Origin of the sequence: Paractinoplanes toevensis (genome assembly GCF_018332695.1) — a bacterium.
Lineage (GTDB): Bacteria > Actinomycetota > Actinomycetes > Mycobacteriales > Micromonosporaceae > Actinoplanes > Actinoplanes toevensis.
On the sequence record NZ_BOQN01000055.1, the window covers coordinates 19,045 to 33,598 of the forward strand.

The window sequence follows — 14,554 nt, forward strand, 5'->3', positions numbered from 1 at the left end:
ACGACGGTCCGATGCCTTGGTGGCCGGCAACAATTCAGTTTGCGCCGACCTATGTCAATAGCATGTCAATGCCTCGATCAAAGGCTGGCCTCCTCACCACATCTCCGTTGCCTCAGACACGTGGGTGAGACTGACCATCTCATGATGCCGGACGCCAGACCACCAGCTCGCTGACAGCGGCAGAAAAGAGCGCCGAGAGGGCTGTGCAAAACGCTTGTGGTGGTGATCCTCGGGTGGCAACCGGGCCAGCCTGCTCGACGCCCCTTTCCACAAAGGAAAGAAGAGGCTACTCTTTCCACTACGGAAAGGGAGGCGATCGCGATGGCGCAGGGTGTTTCAGGGGCAGATCGGGCCACCGCCGCAGCCGAACTGGCGGCCCTTGCCGCCGGGCGGGGAGCCCTCGCTGATCAGCGGCCACGCCTCCGACTCGAGCAGACCCTCTTGATGACAATTGTCCTGACTGCCGCCGTCTCCGCCAGCGCCCTTCACAACGGCGTGTTGAGCGCGATCGCCTTGCCGTTCGCCCTGTACGCGGTGATCAGCCTCGCCGGGGTCGACGACTGGCCGCGGACGGGCGTGATCCCCCGCCGGCCAAGGGGGCTCGCCACCATCGGGCTCGGGCTGTACATCTTCATCGCGGTGCCGGCGTGTTGGACGGCGGCATACGTTATCGATGGTCGCGGTAACCGGTGGGCGTTACCCGTCGCGGGGGTCGTCATTTCCCTCCTGGTCGTGGGCGGACGGCTGTGGACCACCAAAATCCAGCGCGCCGAGCTGCAGGGATGACTCCCGCCCACTTCGACGAGCTGATCCACGCGCCGAACCGACTGCAGATCTGCGGATTGGCGGCCGCCACCGAATACGTCGAGTTCGCGATGTTGCGTGACCTGCTCGGCATCAGCGACTCGGCACTGAGCAAGCACCTCGCAGTACTTGAGAACGCCGGCTACGTGCGTCTTCGCAAGGCCATGGGCGATTCAAGGATCCGCACTTGGGTTTCGCTGACCCACCTCGGTCGACGCGCATTCGACCAGCACATCGCCGCACTGCAAGCCATCGCCGCCGGAAAACCAGTCCTGAACACCACTCACACAAGCGGCTGAACCCAAGTATTCGCGACGTCCACACATCGGCACGAGCGTGCGTCGGGCCGCTCCGGGTCCGTCATGCCCCGTGACGGTTCTCCGCTGACCGCCGCGCGGTCGGCGGCAGAACCGGATGCCCAGTCATGATCAGTGAGCCTTTTCATCCTGTGTAGGTCGGGTTCTCGACGTGGTGTAGGACGAGGATGGCCTGTGTGATCGTGGTAGCGCGGCGTGGGCAGCAGCGCAGCTTGGTCAGGATCTTCCAGGTTTTGAAGGTGGCGTTGGCGCGTTCGCCGATGGCGCGGATCGGGGCGTGGCCGCGGTTGACCTTCTTTTGCCAGGCGGACAGTTTCGGCTGGTAGCGGTGGCGTTTGAACGGCGTGCGGATGCTGCCGCGAGCGCCTTGATAGGCCTTGTCAGCGAAGGTCATCACCTTCGCGCTGTTCAGCGCGTCGATGATTCCGTGGGCGCGGGCCGCGCTCAGGTCGTGCGCCGAGCCGGGTAGGGCGGCGGAGGCCCAGACAAGTCGGCCGGCCGGGTCGGCGATGACCTGTACGTTGACGCCGTGGCGGCGGTGCTTACCGGAGTAGTACGGCTTCTGGTCGGCAGCGCGGTCGATCGGGATCAGGGTGCCGTCGAGGATCGCGTAGGCCAGCACTCGGATCCGGTTCATCGCGGTGACCAGGTCGTCGGCGGTGGCCGCGAGCAGGTCGACGGCTTCGCGGACGTAGCGCCAGGCGATGCTCACGCCGATCTCGAAACCGCAGGCCAGCCGGGTCAGGGTGTCGCCGTTGCGCAGGTGGGCCAGAGCGAGCAGGGCTTGGCGTCCCGGACCGAGTCGCCAGCGGGATCGGCGCTGGTCGCGGTGCTGACGGATAAGGCTGTCGAGGTGGTTCAGGGTTCGGGTGGACAGCGGAATCGCGGCAGGGTAAGACAGCATGGCGAGGCTCCCAGTTGGGGCATCGGATCTTGGTCGACTGCTGTCTTACCGGGGCCTCGCCTTGTGTCCACATCAGACTTCAGCCCCGGCCGTGACCTGCACCGTCACGATGAAAATGGCTCATTGTTTCCCGGCCCGATTGGTAGGTCAGCCGCAGGCCGATCCGGCTGTAAAGCTCCGCTCGGTCCCGCGGGTCGGCGTCGCGGAGCAGGCGGAACAGGCGTTGAAGGCGTCCGCGATGGCGTCGAGCTGATCTTCACTCATTCGCTGAGGCGGTGCCTCGGTCAGGCCGACTGTCTGCTGACGATCGAGGCGCCAGAAAGCTCGAGGTGCCGGCCGGGACACGAAGGGCCGGCCGGGACCACGCCGCGACCGCAGCGGCGAGCAGCGTTCCCGTGATCACGACCGGATGGCTGGTGAGCTGTTCCGCGACTGGTTCGAGCGGGTTTCCGCTGACGAGGGTCGTGCGTTCGGCCAGCCTGGCCGCGGCCAGCGCGATGCCCGCGCCGGCCAGGACGGTGCGCAGCGTGGGGTAGAGCCGGGTCCGACTCAACAGCAGCAGGGACGGCATCAGCAGCGCGACCACGATGAGCTGGGTGAAGCCATCGTTGACGTCTCCTCGCGGGTGCGTTTGCCAACGAAACTAGACAGCGCAGGGACTGACCGGCGGCGCGGAACCCGGACGCAGATCGCAACCTAAGTTTTCACCATGTTGATCGGGGGCCGAAGCACGGGGCGGAGGTTCGGCAGGTCCGGACCTACGCGGCGGTAGTGGCCACGACCGCAGGATGTGCAGGTCGTCGAAACCGTTTGCACAGATCAGGAGCTCGATATCGCCATCATCATGCGCACGCGGCAGGTGTAGCGAACGGCGCGTCGAAGCGACAATCAGACCGCTCTGACTTCGGCGAGCTGCTCGACTGCAAACTCGTGGCCCCAGCAACGGGCGGCGTCCCACGCGGCGAACGCTTGCGCGGCGGTGTCGTGTGCGCCGTCGCCGAGATCGGCGGCGTTATGGGGCAGCAACAGGTCGAGGTCCGCGGCGTCGACGTGCGCCTCGTCCCAGTCGAGGATCCCGACCCGATCGGCAGTCATGCGGATGTTGCCCGGCGTCGGGTCGCTGTGAATGACGCATGTCTGATGTCCGGTGAGGCGCGCCCATGCTGCTCGGCATCGGGCGACGCGCTCAGGCGGCATCGCGCATGACCGGGATCAGCTTCTGCTCGGTCTTGGGCTGCGGCACCCGGTCCATCGGCAACGTCTCGATCTCTTGCTCGCCGACGAGCTACTTGAAGAACTGCTGCAAGTTTTATGCTTGTTCGGCGCGGTGGCCGCGGAGCGCGGCACCCCGCTGCGGCCGAAGACCACCGGGCGCCCGGCACACCATTGCTCCCCTCCGTCCGCCGCCGGCGCCTCACGCTCGTCCCGCTGAGCGTGTCCCCTTCACACTGTTGGCGCTGTGGGAACCCCTCTGCGTCCTCGGCCGGGTCGACGACAGAGACCCCGAGCAGATGTTGGCCCAGCGCTGGGCTCCAAGACGCCATAGCCGACCTCCACCGCCCAGGAAGCGGTGACGGCGAAGCTGGATCGGCTCACTCGGGAGCTGTCGGGCGTGGTCATCGGGTCAGTGGTCGGGCGGGCGTCGCCGTGGTCGTAGCCGGGCGGGCGTCCGCACCCGTCGGTGCCGCTGTCGTGTCGGCGATCAGGGCCTGGTCCTCGCCGACGGTCGGCTCGGGCTTGAGCCGGCCGCGCCTGGTGTCCCAGATGTCCCGGGCGATGATCTGGATGATGCCGGCCACCGGGATGGCCAGCAGCGCGCCCAGGATCCCGGCCAGCTCGACCGCGATGAGGATCGCGATCAGGACGGTCAGTGGATTCAGCTGCACCGTTCGAGCGAAGATCACCGGTTGCAGCAGGTGGTTCTCCAGCTGCTGGTACAACACGAAGAAAACGATCACGACGATCCCGGCGGTGGTCGATTCGACGAAGCCTGCCAGGGTGGCGACGATCGCGCCCAGTGTCGCACCGACCAGCGGGATCAGATCGACGAGCCCCACGAACAACGCGATCAGACCGGCGTACGGGACGCCCATGATGGCCAGCACGGCGTAGGTGAGTGCCCCGCAGATGACGCTGATGAGCAGGTTGCCGGTGATGTAGCCGGTGATCGTCCTCGCGCAGTCGTGGCCGACCCGGCGGATCCGTTCGGCGCGCTGCTGGTCGAACAGGGCGAGGAAGCCGCCGACGGCCTTCGGCGCCTCCAGCACCATCAGATAGGAGAGTACGAAGATGGTCACGATGCCCGCGACGCTGGTCGCGGCGCCACGCAGAATAGTAAGTGTGGGTGCGCCGAGACGACCGGCGTACTCCCGGAATCGGGCGGCGTTCTTCTGCGCGTACTCCACCAGGTTGAACCGGTCGATCAGGCCGCCGACCGGACCCCGTCCGGCCCGGGCGTCGTCCACAATCTTCGGCAGGTTGGCCGCCACCTGTGTTCCCTCATGAACGAGCGGCACGACGAAGAGCGTGACCAGCCCGCCGAGCAGGACGAGCGCGACGACGAACACCAGCAGCGTGGCGAGCCAGCGCTTGCCGAACGCCGCGCGGCGCTGGACCCAGGTGACCGCCGGGTTGAGCGCGACAGCGAAGAACCCGGCAATCAGGATCCAGGTCATTACTTGACTGGTGGCCCGGACCAGGTAGTAGAGGAGCAGGGTGGCCATGACCAGACCGATGACGACCAACGTCCGCCGGGCGGTTAACCGGGTGTCTTCACTACTCACCATGTGTGCCTACCCCACGCCCCACTACCTAAACTGACGTGATCCTCGCGCAGACCGTCAATCAGCGGGTCGCGGGGCATGGTCGGGTCGCGAGTGGTCGCCCTCAACGGCCGAGTTGTCCTGGTCGCCGGCCCTCGGAGCAGGTTTGTTGAAGGTGACGTCGACCGTCTCGAAGCCTTTGCTGCGCTGAGCGACGGCTTGGCCGGTGTAGGCGCGATGGTCGCCCCCGGTCAATTCAACGTTGTCGGTGAACGGGGTGAGCAGTGCGCGGGGGTAGAGGTGCTCGACGCGGACGACGTTGATCTCGGCGCACAGCACCACCGCGACGGCGGTGACGTAGAAGAACGCCAGTAGGCCGAGCACCAGGGCGAACACGCCGTTGGTGGCGCTGGCGCCCTTGACCACATGCCCGACGTAGGTCACGCCGAAGGTCTGCAACAACTGCCAGACCACCGCCGCGCAGATCGCGCCGGGTGCAACGTCGATCACGGTCAGGCGCCGCGCCGTCGCGAGGCGGAAGAAGAAGACGAAAACGACTGCGTTGATGACGACCGACGCCACGAGTAGAAGGATTTTCAGAGCGCCGCCGAGGGAGCCCGCGTCGCTGCTGCCGAAGGTGGACAGCGTGGTCGTCCCGATGACGGCCAGCCCGGCGGTGAGAAGCAGGAGCAGACCGAGGCCGCGGGCTTTGATCGGATTGGGCCGATTGTTGCGGGGGACCCGCCAGACCGAGTTCATCGCGTACTGCACCGCTTGCGCCACCCCAAGGCCGCCGTAGAGCGCTCCGAGAATGCCGACCACCAGACCGGTGGCACCGCCACCGATGCGGGAGGGATCGTGCAGCTGGCTGCCGACAACCGGGAACTGACTCAGTGCCGAGGTGAGGATGTGCTGCTGCAGGCCCGGATTGCCGGACAGGACGTAACCCAGGATCGTCGCGGCCAGCAACAGCAGGGGAAACATCGAGACGAACGCGTAATAGGCGATCAGCGCGGCGAGGTAATTGCCCTGGTCGTCGAAGTACTTGTACAACACCGCCAGCGGGAAGCCCGTCCAGGTGTGTTCACGCTGAAACCTGTCGACCCGGCCAGAATCGTTCATCACACGTAACCTCTCACGACAACGGTCCGGCGTGCTGGAGCGACAACCGAGCGGTGCTTCGAGCCCACCGCCCAGTTTCAGACTCAAGCGGAAGTACCCGCGAGGTCCTCGTCATCACCTTCCGACGCGAGGTCGGCCGGGTTCCCCGGGCCGCCGTCAGCGCGGCGGCGAAGAGGACCATCTGGCTGGGTGGAGGCCCGGCCATTTCGTGGGCCGAGCCGTTTATACGATCCGCGAGCGGGCATCCGGCGGCTGTTACCGGCGGCGCCTGCTCGCCTCGCAGACATTGCCGCAGAACCGATCGGAGTCATCATGAGTACGGTTCCGTCGCGCAAAGAATCTGCACCCGGCCTGCCGGGGCCGGGCCACTGACGACGCGCCATGACGCCGAATGCCGTACCCCGGGTGACGACCGCCGATCTTGGCGCTTGGCTGCTCAAGGGCAACGCCGATCAGGCCGACCTGGCCGGGCGCTTCGCCGCCGATCCACACGTGACCCAGTGGTGTGTCCAGCCCAGGGCTGCGGCCACCTGACCGGGCCGGCCCGGCAGGACCCGGCGGACGGCCGCTGGCAGGCCTCGCTGGACCTGACCATCGCCGCGCCCACCGGCCGGGTGAGCCGGCAGGCGATCCGGGCCGACGCCGCCCTGGCGGGCCTCGAGGTGCTGCGCCAGCCGCAGGCCGCCAACCCCTCCTTCCTCACCGCCGCACAATTCACGGTTGTCCGCCGGTACCTGTCCGGAGACGCCGCAACACTGCATATCCGGCAATCGTCCTGCTGACCATCGGAAGGCCCCCCGGCCTGCTCGGCCGCGTGTTGAGAGCACGACCCGGGTAATGCCTCACCATGACTCCCCGCCCGGTCCGCGTCCTGACGGCCCTGTTGATCGCCACGGCTGCGGCCACTGTCGTGGTCGAGGTCCTCAATTTCTGGTACGCCCCGGACCACGGCGTCAGCTTCGCGGTCCGGACGGCTTGGGCCCTTGCCCGTACGCTCGGCTGGTTGGTCCTGATCTCGCAGGTCCGCCGGGCCCGAGCCACCGCGAAGCCGTTGGGCCTGATCCTGGGAATGACCACCCTCTTCGCCGTCGGCCGCCTGATCGTCCCTTCCGCCGGACGCCCGCCGCTGCCGGGCCTGATCGGCTTCGGCGTGCTCACCCTGCTCTGCCTCACGGTGGTGGTCCTGCTCTACCGCCACCCGACCGTCGACGCCCACCTCACCCACCAGCCGCGCCGCCCCGTCCTGACCCGCGATGGCCTCAGCTTTCGCGAGGCCCCGCCGGGTGACCCGTGGGTCCTGACCGCCCGGCTGGCGTCCTTCAGCTTCAGCCCGCTCATGCTGGTCCCGGCCCTGATCGCGGCGGGCACGCTCCGGCATCACCTGGAATGGACCCTGGCCGTGATCTTCTGGATCCTGGCCGGCATCGCGGTCAGCTACGTCGCCCTGATGTCCGCCTTCTTCGTCGGCCGGGGCAGCCACCGTGCCCGCATGACACTGACCTGGGTCACGCTGCTGGTCCTCGCCTTCCACCTGCCGCTGTGCCTGATCCTGCTGGGCCTCGACGGCTTGATCCGCGACGGTTCACCCCTGGTCGTGGCGGCCGGCCTCACCCTGTACGCCCTCCGGCGATCCGCCCACCCGCCTGCCCGAGCCACCACATCACCAGCCTCTGCCTAGCGTCGCTGTCGGTCAGTGGCGCCGTTTGCGTTAGTCCGGTGCGGCGGCGGGTAGCCGGAAAACTCACTCTTCGTCCACGAGGGACGACTGACCCGGGAAGGTCGACACCTTGCCCTCGGTGAAGGGATTCTCTTGCCTGCATCTGACGATCTGCTCGGCCTGCTACCACGCCCAGCGCCCGCCGGCGCCGACTTGCGGCCATGACCGCCTCCCCTTTGCCGGGAAGCGGTCCCTTGGAGGCCGCGATCACCGAGTTGGCGGGCACCCCGAACCATTCGTCCCGTATGGAGCAGCGGTTCCTGAGGATCGCCACTCTCACCGTCGAGCGGGTGGCGGCCGCGAGATATGCGTCGGTGACCGCTCTGCGGGGCCGCGCCTACGTCACCGTGGCGGTGAACGACGACCTGATCCGGTCGGTTGACGATGCCCAGTACGCCGACAGTGCCGGCCCGTGCCTCGATGCCCTCGTCACGGGTGCCCCGGTCGGCGTGCCGGATATCGACACGTCGGTGCAGTGGCCCGGATTCCACGAGGCAGCGCCGCGGATGGGTCTGCACGCGTCGGTCTCCGTGCCGCTGTTCGCCGGGTCGGGCGAGGCTGTGGCCACGCTGAACGTGTACAGCCACGACCGCGCGGCGATGGCGCCGTTGATCTTCGGGATCTGTTCGGTGCACGAGCAGCTCACCCTGCAGGCCGGCGAGGAGACCGCCCTGCCGGAGTTGGATGCGGGCGGCCGGGAGCTGGTGGACGGCTATGCGGCGGCTCTGGCCATCCGGGCCGCGATCCGGCTTGCCATCGAACTCATCAAGACCGACAACCGCTGCGGCCCGGAGGACGCCTACCTCAGCCTCTGCATCCAAGCCGCGGAAGCCGGCACCGACCTCGGTGAAGCCGCGGCTGCGGTGATCAGCCGACGATGAGCCTCGCTCGGCGCAAGGTCAGCCCGGCTGCGAAAGCAGTGACCCGCTCGGGCCGTCGCTACCCGCGGGATACTCCTCCAACGGGATGTCGCCGGCTCGCCAGGCAGCGAGGATCGGCTCCACGATCCGCCAGCACTGCTCGGCCGTGTCCCCACGGACGGACAACGTCGCGTCACCGTTCAGGGCGGCGCGCAGCACCTCACCGTACGGAGGTAGCTGCCCCTGACCGAAGTTCGCCTCCAGCGTCACCGGGTCCAGGACGAACGGGTCATCCGGACCGTTGATGTTCACGTCCAGGGCTACCCGGTCGGGGCCGAAACCGATGCGCAGCCGGTTCGGCCGCTCGTGGCCGGTCAGCCCATCCGGGACACGGGGCGGCAGCCGGAAGGTGATCACCGCTTCCTGCCGGCCCACGCCGAGGGCCTTGCCCGATCGCAGCCGGAACGGCACTCCGGCCCACCGCCAGTTGTCCACCGCCACCACCACCTCGGCCAGCGTCTCGGTCGCACGGGCCGGATCAACACCCTTTTCCTCGGCGTACGCGGGAACGGAGCGCCCGCCGAGCGTCCCGGCGGTGTACCGGGCCCGGCGGCTGCAGGCGGCCGGGTCCTCACTCCACGGGCGGGTGGCCCTGAGCACCTGAGCCTTGCGGTCGCGGAACTCGAGCGCGTCCATGCTCGGCGGGGCGTCCATCGCCAGCAACGCCAGCACCTGCAACAGGTGACTCTGGATCATGTCGGTGAGCGCGCCGGCGCCGTCGTAGTATCCCGCGCGGTCCTCCAGCGCGAGGGTCTCGTCGAACACGATGTCGACCGTCGCGACGTGGGTGGCGTTGAGCAGCGGTTCGAAGATCCGATTGGCGAATCGCAGGCCGATGATGTTGAGGACCGTCGACATGCCGAGAAAGTGGTCGACCCGGTGGATGTGGTCCTCCGGCACCAGCCCGGTCAGCACGTCGTTGAGCTCGCGGGCGCCGGCGGCGTCGGTGCCGAACGGCTTCTCCAGCACCAGCCGGGTGGCCGCCGGCACGCCGATCCGCGACAACGCCGTGCACGCCCGTACCGTGACGGTCGGGGGCAGTGCGAAGTAGATCACTGCTCGGCCGCCGCAGGCCGCCAGCAACCTCCGCAGGTCCTCCTCCCGGGTCACGTCGGCCTGCAGATAGCGCGTCTCTTGCGCCACCTGCTCAGCCTGCGGCCCATCGGCGCCGACGGTGGCGAAGGACTCGGTAACCGTGCGGCGCCAGCCCTCGTCGTCCCAGTGGTCGGCGCCGCTGCCGACGAGCGACAAGCCAGGCGCGCCACCGCTGGTCAGTAGTCCACCCAGCCCCGGCAGCAGGAGCCGGGCGGTGAGGTCGCCGCCGGCCCCGAGGATCAGCAGCGTCTGTTCGGCTCGGTCCCCGGGAGTCATGCTCCACGTCTCCCGGTCACTCGTTTGACGACGAGGTAGGCCACACCGCCCAGGAGGACCCAGGGTGCCGCGACGATGACCGGGTCGAGCGCGTGGTGCCCGACATCGGCGCGCCGCCGACCGATCCGCGATCTCGCCCCGTGGCGGGTGAACTCGCTCCGCACGCCGGCTTCGGTGATCGGGCTGTCGGGGTGCCGGCTCGCGAACGACCCGATGGTGCTCTCGACGACGTCCACCCGGTCCGCGGCCAGTAGGAGCAGCCAATGCGCGGCGCGCGCCTCGCTGTAACGCCGGTACGCGTACGTGCGGATCAGTCCCGACAGGCCCTTGGGTGGGCACGAGGTACCGAACACGGGGGTGAGGAACTCGTGTTCGATCGACCGTTCGCGCGGCCGCCTCTCCGGCTGACGCTCCGGGAACTCCCCATGCGTACCCGTCGGTCTCGGATTGAATTGCTCTTTCGGCACCGACGGCCGGTCCCGCGGATCCAGATCCACTCCCCAGCCCGGAATGCGGGCGCGCAACTGGTCACTCGACTCGGCTGGTTTAGGTTTGTCCGGTGTGTAGGGCATGGTGGTCCGATCCGGTCAGGCGGCGTTCGGGACGATGAGCGGCTTGATGCAGCCGTCCAGCTTGGCCGAGAACATGTGATAGCCCTCGGCGATGTGCTCCAGCGGGATCCGGTGGGTCACGATGTCGCTGGGTTTCAGGAAGCCGTTGCGCACGTGCTCGAACAGGCGGGGCCACTGCCGCTTCACCGGACATTGATTCATCCGCAGCGTGAGGCCCTTGTTGGCGGCGTCACCGAACTTCACGGCGCTGAACATCGGACCGTAGGCGCCCATCACCGATATGGTGCCGGCCTTACGGACCGAGTCGATGGCCCAGTTGAGCGCCACCGGTGAGCCACCCTGCAACTTCAGCTTGGCGGAGGTCACGTGCTGCAGGAAGTTGCCGTCCGCCTCGGCGCCCACGGCGTCGATCGCCACATCGGCGCCGAGATGGTCGGTGATCTTCTTGAGGTGGACCACGATGTCGTCGTACTCGGTGAAGTTGTACGTCTCCGCGTGGGCGAAGGTGGCCGCCTTGGCGAGCCGGTAGTCGAGGTGGTCGATGACGATCACCCGGCCGGCACCCATCAGCCAGGCCGATTTGGCGGCGAACAGGCCCACCGGGCCGGCTCCGAACACCACGACCACGTCGCCCTCGACGATGTCGCCGAGCTGGGCCCCGAAGTATCCGGTGGCGCATGCGTCGGTGAGCAGGACAGCGTCCTCCTCATCCATCCATTCGGGTATCAGGCTCGGACCGACGTCGGCGAACGGCACCCGGACGAACTCGGATTGTCCGCCGTCGTAGCCACCGGCGGTGTGTGAATACCCGTAGATGCCGCCGACCGCAGTGGCATTGGGGTTGACGTTGTGGCAGTTGGAGTAGAGGCCACGGGCGCAGAAGAAACACGTACCGCAGAAGATGTTGAAGGGAACCATGACGCGGTCGCCGGGTTTGATGTTCCGCACCGAGGAGCCAACCTCGTCCACGACACCGACGAACTCGTGCCCGAACGTCGTTCCGACCCGGGTATCGGGCATCATGCCGTGGTAAAGGTGCAGGTCCGAGCCGCAAATGGCGGCCCGCGTCACCCGTACGATCGCGTCATTGGGGTGTTCGATCTTCGGACGGTCCTTTTCCTCGACCCGGATCCGGTACGGGCCTCGATAGACCATTGCACGCATGAGTTCCTTCCGATCCGGGCGACCACCCTCGAGATGTCATCGACCGGCTACCCCTCCACCACCCGGCTACACGGATCCGGCGCCCATTTTGCAGCGAGACAGGTGCTGCAGAGCTCTTGTCGCTGCTGCTCCACGCGGTGATGGACCCGGTGGTCGAGGAGACCGCCGCGATCTCCCGCGCGTGTTTCCGGTCGAAGTACAGGCGCGGTAAAGGCTTAACGGGGACGCGGGAGGGGCACTCTGGCGGTGATATCCACGGAGTGACGGAGATGGCCATGATTCTGGATTTGCACCGCCGTCCCGCCGTTGGCCGGTGACCAGATGTTCTTCCTCCTGTTCGGTCTACGCACCCGTGAGGGTCTGGTCTCCGCCACCACGATGGTGTGCGAGGTGTGCGGCGTGGCCGCCGCCCAGTCGCTGATCAAGCGATCGACGAAGTTCACCCTCTTCTTCATCCCGCTCTTCCCCGTCCGCCCGAGCTCCTACTACCTGGGCTGCGCCCACTGCGGCGCAATACGCCCGGCTCACCGGGACGCGTACCGCGTGGGCTGACGCGGTCGGTGCGACGACGGTGCACAACGGAAGCGGGATATCGAGGAGCAGCGCACGATGAGCGGTACGGACCTCGATGAGGTGCTGCTGGCGGTGGAGAAGGCGGCCCCGGTCGACGCGGTGGCGGCAGTGACTCGCAGCATCGGGGTGAGCCTGAACGCGTCGTGGGTGTCGTTCCTCGTCGCCGATATGAGCGGTCGCGCCCTGGTGCGGCTGGTACACGTACCGATCGGGGCGGAGTCCGGCGGCCGCCGGCAGGACCAGGATGTCGCCTTGGTGGTGCCGTTCGACGGTGGGCCGCAGGAGCAGGCGCTGCGCACCCAGCAGGTCCTGGTCGAGCCGGACGGCGACCGGTTCGTGGTGCGGGCACCGGTCACTCAGCGCGGGGAGGCCGTCGGGCTGCTGGAGATCGCGCTGCCGGCCGCCCCGTCCGGCCCGGACGTGCAGTCGGTGTCCCGGGCGGCACACACCCTGGCGTTCGTGGTGATCGCCAATCGCCGGCACACCGACCTCTTCGAGTGGGGTCAGCGAACGACGCCGTTCATGCTGGCGGCGGAGATCCAACGGCGGTTGCTGCCGCCCTCGTTCACCTGTGAGGCGGCCTCGTTCACCCTGTCGGCGTGGCTGGAGCCGGCGGCCAGCGTCGGTGGGGACACCTTCGATTACAGCCTCGCCCGGGACCTTCTGCATCTGAGCATCACCGACGCCGTGGGACACGGCGTGGACAGCGCACTCGCCGCGACCCTGTGCGTCAGCGGACTGCGCAACGCCCGTCGCCATGGCGCCACCCTGCTCGAACAGGCCGAGGCCGCGAACCAGGCGGTCATCGACAACACCCCGGCCGCCGCCACCTTCGCGACCGGGTTGGTCGGCCGGCTCACTCTGTCCACCGGCATCCTCGACGTGGTCAATGCCGGGCATCCCGCACCGCTGCTGGTCCGCGACGGGATTGCGCAGCCCGTTGCGCTGGACGTCAACCGGCCCTTCGGGGTGCTACGCCACAAGCCGTACCGGGCAACCCAGCTGCGGTTGCAGCCGGGCGACCGGCTCGTTCTGCTGACCGACGGCATGCTGGAGCGCGGCGCCGCCGCGCTCGACCTGGCCGCCCAGCTGCGGCATCTGGGGCAGTTGCACCCCCGAGAGGTCGTCCGTGTCCTTGGTGACCTCGTCCTCGAGGTGGCCGGTCCGGACCTGCCCGACGACGCCTGCCTGCTGGTCCTCGACTGGTACGGCGGCCACGGCGACACCCGTTCGACCGACGCCGGCGCCGACCAGCACCGAGCCAGCACCCCCGATGGCGTTTGAGTCGCCCGGCTGGCGGTATCCGAGTGGGGTGAGGACAGCAAAATGAGCGAGTCGTACGAGTTCGTGGTGGTCGCCAACCGCCTCCCGGTCGACGAGGTGACCGCGGAGGACGGCAGTCGCAGCTGGGCGCGGAGCCCCGGCGGGCTGGTCAGCGCGCTGCAACCGACCGTGCGGCGGCAGGGCGGGGCCTGGGTCGGCTGGACCGGTCAACCGGGTGACGCGCCGGAGCCGTTCAACACCGACGGCATGCACCTGCGCCCGGTCGCCTTGAGCGAGGACGACGTCGACCAGTATTACGAGGGCCAGTCCAACGGCACCATCTGGCCGCTGTTCCACGACTCCGTCGAGCAGCCGACCCACCGCCGGCCGTGGCGTCAGGCCTACGAGGCGGTGAACCGCCGGTTCGCCGAGGCGGCCGCGCAGCTCGCCGCGCCGGACGGCACCGTGTGGGTCCACGACTACCAGCTGATGCTGGTGCCGGCCATGCTCCGCGAGTTGCGGCCGGACCTGCGCATCGGGTTCTTCCTGCACATCCCGTTCCCGCCGGTCGAACTGTTCATGCAGCTGCCCCGCCGGGCCGAACTCCTGCGCGGCCTGCTCGGCGCGGACCTGGTCGGCTTCCAGCGCCCGCTCGCCGCGCAGAACTTCCTGCAGCTGACCGGCCGCCTGCTCGGCCTGGACCCGCAGGAGCAGCACGTCGCCGTCGACGGGCGCACCGTCACCGCGCGGGCCTTCCCGATCTCGATCGACGTCGCCGAGGTGGAGGACCTGGCCGCCGACCCCGGCGTGCAGGCCGAAGCCCGCCGGATGCGCACCGAGCTCGGCGGCGACCGCCGCCTGCTGCTCGGCGTCGACCGCCTCGACTACACCAAGGGCATCGAACAAAGGCTTGAGGCGTACGGCGAACTACTCGCCGACGGCACCGTGTCCAACGACGACGTGGTGCTGGTGCAGGTCGCCACCCCGAGCCGGATGCGGGTCCTGCAGTACCAGGAGTTGCGGGCCCGGGTGGAGCGCGAGGTGGGCCGGATCAACGGCGAGTAC

The 14,554-nt window shown here is 68.2% G+C and carries 17 protein-coding genes; 9 read left to right on the plus strand and 8 right to left on the minus strand.

Annotated features, from left to right (window positions below; translation table 11 throughout):
- Window positions 1-444 precede the first annotated feature (444 nt).
- On the plus strand, window positions 445-786 hold the full coding sequence (locus tag Ato02nite_RS21075) for a hypothetical protein (RefSeq protein WP_213008315.1): 342 nt from the start codon (window positions 445-447) through the stop codon (window positions 784-786).
- Window positions 783-1,103, plus strand: coding sequence for a transcriptional regulator (locus tag Ato02nite_RS21080; protein ID WP_213008316.1), 321 nt, complete (start codon window positions 783-785; stop codon window positions 1,101-1,103). The genes Ato02nite_RS21075 and Ato02nite_RS21080 overlap by 4 nt, the downstream gene beginning before the upstream one ends.
- Before the next feature lie 142 nt (window positions 1,104-1,245).
- On the opposite strand, the gene Ato02nite_RS21085 is transcribed toward Ato02nite_RS21080, so the two are convergent.
- The 5 genes from Ato02nite_RS21085 to Ato02nite_RS21105 all read right to left on the minus strand — a co-directional run bounded on the left by Ato02nite_RS21085 (window position 1,246) and on the right by Ato02nite_RS21105 (window position 5,996).
- Window positions 1,246-2,025 carry a transposase family protein gene (locus tag Ato02nite_RS21085; protein WP_213008317.1) on the minus strand — a complete coding sequence of 260 codons (780 nt, stop codon included), beginning with the start codon at window positions 2,023-2,025 and terminating at the stop codon, window positions 1,246-1,248.
- A gap of 256 nt (window positions 2,026-2,281) precedes the next feature.
- Window positions 2,282-2,611, minus strand: a complete 330-nt coding sequence (locus Ato02nite_RS21090) for a hypothetical protein (RefSeq protein WP_213008318.1) — start codon at window positions 2,609-2,611, stop codon at window positions 2,282-2,284.
- Window positions 2,612-2,913: 302 nt separating this feature from the next.
- Window positions 2,914-3,222 carry a phosphotransferase gene (locus tag Ato02nite_RS21095; RefSeq protein WP_213008319.1) on the minus strand — a complete coding sequence of 103 codons (309 nt, stop codon included), beginning with the start codon at window positions 3,220-3,222 and terminating at the stop codon, window positions 2,914-2,916.
- A 419-nt stretch (window positions 3,223-3,641) separates the two neighbouring features.
- Window positions 3,642-4,748 (minus strand): AI-2E family transporter, encoded by a 1,107-nt coding sequence (locus tag Ato02nite_RS21100; RefSeq protein ID WP_246607273.1) that lies wholly within the window; start codon window positions 4,746-4,748, stop codon window positions 3,642-3,644.
- A gap of 117 nt (window positions 4,749-4,865) precedes the next feature.
- Window positions 4,866-5,996, minus strand: a complete 1,131-nt coding sequence (locus Ato02nite_RS21105) for a YihY/virulence factor BrkB family protein (protein ID WP_213008321.1) — start codon at window positions 5,994-5,996, stop codon at window positions 4,866-4,868.
- A 294-nt stretch (window positions 5,997-6,290) separates the two neighbouring features.
- Between Ato02nite_RS21105 and Ato02nite_RS51740 the strand changes: the two genes are divergently transcribed.
- From Ato02nite_RS51740 to Ato02nite_RS21120, 4 genes are all read left to right on the plus strand, one after another.
- Entirely contained in the window at window positions 6,291-6,443 is a 153-nt protein-coding gene (locus tag Ato02nite_RS51740) for a hypothetical protein (RefSeq protein WP_246607274.1), read from the plus strand.
- Window positions 6,410-6,691 (plus strand): hypothetical protein, encoded by a 282-nt coding sequence (locus Ato02nite_RS21110; RefSeq protein WP_246607275.1) that lies wholly within the window; start codon window positions 6,410-6,412, stop codon window positions 6,689-6,691. Before Ato02nite_RS51740 ends, Ato02nite_RS21110 begins: the two co-directional genes overlap by 34 nt.
- A gap of 65 nt (window positions 6,692-6,756) precedes the next feature.
- Window positions 6,757-7,587: a hypothetical protein gene (locus Ato02nite_RS21115; RefSeq protein ID WP_213008322.1), complete on the plus strand. Its 831-nt coding sequence runs from the start codon at window positions 6,757-6,759 to the stop codon at window positions 7,585-7,587.
- Window positions 7,588-7,787: 200 nt separating this feature from the next.
- A complete protein-coding gene (locus Ato02nite_RS21120; RefSeq protein WP_213008323.1) occupies window positions 7,788-8,507 on the plus strand; it encodes a GAF domain-containing protein in 720 nt (239 codons plus the stop codon).
- 18 nt (window positions 8,508-8,525) lie between these two features.
- Here Ato02nite_RS21120 and Ato02nite_RS21125 read toward each other — a convergent pair whose 3' ends face one another.
- The 3 genes from Ato02nite_RS21125 to Ato02nite_RS21135 form a co-directional block, all read right to left on the minus strand.
- Window positions 8,526-9,917 carry a glucose-6-phosphate dehydrogenase gene (locus Ato02nite_RS21125; RefSeq protein ID WP_213008324.1) on the minus strand — a complete coding sequence of 464 codons (1,392 nt, stop codon included), beginning with the start codon at window positions 9,915-9,917 and terminating at the stop codon, window positions 8,526-8,528.
- Window positions 9,914-10,441, minus strand: coding sequence for a hypothetical protein (locus Ato02nite_RS21130; protein WP_246607277.1), 528 nt, complete (start codon window positions 10,439-10,441; stop codon window positions 9,914-9,916). The genes Ato02nite_RS21125 and Ato02nite_RS21130 overlap by 4 nt, the downstream gene beginning before the upstream one ends.
- Window positions 10,442-10,504: 63 nt before the next feature.
- A complete protein-coding gene (locus Ato02nite_RS21135) occupies window positions 10,505-11,653 on the minus strand; it encodes a zinc-dependent alcohol dehydrogenase (protein ID WP_213008326.1) in 1,149 nt (382 codons plus the stop codon).
- A 321-nt stretch (window positions 11,654-11,974) separates the two neighbouring features.
- Here Ato02nite_RS21135 and Ato02nite_RS21140 point away from each other — a divergent pair, with 321 nt between their 5' ends.
- The 3 genes from Ato02nite_RS21140 to Ato02nite_RS21150 all read left to right on the plus strand — a co-directional run.
- Window positions 11,975-12,205, plus strand: coding sequence for a zinc-ribbon domain-containing protein (locus Ato02nite_RS21140; protein ID WP_213008327.1), 231 nt, complete (start codon window positions 11,975-11,977; stop codon window positions 12,203-12,205).
- 57 nt (window positions 12,206-12,262) lie between these two features.
- Window positions 12,263-13,510 carry a PP2C family protein-serine/threonine phosphatase gene (locus Ato02nite_RS21145; RefSeq protein ID WP_213008328.1) on the plus strand — a complete coding sequence of 416 codons (1,248 nt, stop codon included), beginning with the start codon at window positions 12,263-12,265 and terminating at the stop codon, window positions 13,508-13,510.
- A gap of 42 nt (window positions 13,511-13,552) precedes the next feature.
- A partial coding sequence (locus Ato02nite_RS21150; RefSeq protein ID WP_213008329.1) for an alpha,alpha-trehalose-phosphate synthase (UDP-forming) occupies window positions 13,553-14,554 on the plus strand: 1,002 nt, incomplete at its 3' end.

What these genes read in the sequence shown, in the direction of transcription:
- Ato02nite_RS51740 (WP_246607274.1), top strand. Translation starts at nt 6,291, where the DNA reads ATGACGCCGAATGCCGTACCCCGGGTGACGACCGCCGATCTTGGCGCT.
- Ato02nite_RS21145 (WP_213008328.1), top strand. Translation starts at nt 12,263, where the DNA reads ATGAGCGGTACGGACCTCGATGAGGTGCTGCTGGCGGTGGAGAAGGCG.
- Ato02nite_RS21115 (WP_213008322.1), top strand. Translation starts at nt 6,757, where the DNA reads ATGACTCCCCGCCCGGTCCGCGTCCTGACGGCCCTGTTGATCGCCACG.
- Ato02nite_RS21075 (WP_213008315.1), top strand. Translation starts at nt 445, where the DNA reads ATGACAATTGTCCTGACTGCCGCCGTCTCCGCCAGCGCCCTTCACAAC.
- Ato02nite_RS21140 (WP_213008327.1), top strand. Translation starts at nt 11,975, where the DNA reads ATGTTCTTCCTCCTGTTCGGTCTACGCACCCGTGAGGGTCTGGTCTCC.
- Ato02nite_RS21085 (WP_213008317.1), bottom strand. Translation starts at nt 2,025, where the DNA reads ATGCTGTCTTACCCTGCCGCGATTCCGCTGTCCACCCGAACCCTGAAC.
- Ato02nite_RS21100 (WP_246607273.1), bottom strand. Translation starts at nt 4,748, where the DNA reads ATGGCCACCCTGCTCCTCTACTACCTGGTCCGGGCCACCAGTCAAGTA.
- Ato02nite_RS21080 (WP_213008316.1), top strand. Translation starts at nt 783, where the DNA reads ATGACTCCCGCCCACTTCGACGAGCTGATCCACGCGCCGAACCGACTG.
- Ato02nite_RS21120 (WP_213008323.1), top strand. Translation starts at nt 7,788, where the DNA reads ATGACCGCCTCCCCTTTGCCGGGAAGCGGTCCCTTGGAGGCCGCGATC.
- Ato02nite_RS21095 (WP_213008319.1), bottom strand. Translation starts at nt 3,222, where the DNA reads ATGCCGCCTGAGCGCGTCGCCCGATGCCGAGCAGCATGGGCGCGCCTC.
- Ato02nite_RS21125 (WP_213008324.1), bottom strand. Translation starts at nt 9,917, where the DNA reads ATGACTCCCGGGGACCGAGCCGAACAGACGCTGCTGATCCTCGGGGCC.
- Ato02nite_RS21135 (WP_213008326.1), bottom strand. Translation starts at nt 11,653, where the DNA reads ATGCGTGCAATGGTCTATCGAGGCCCGTACCGGATCCGGGTCGAGGAA.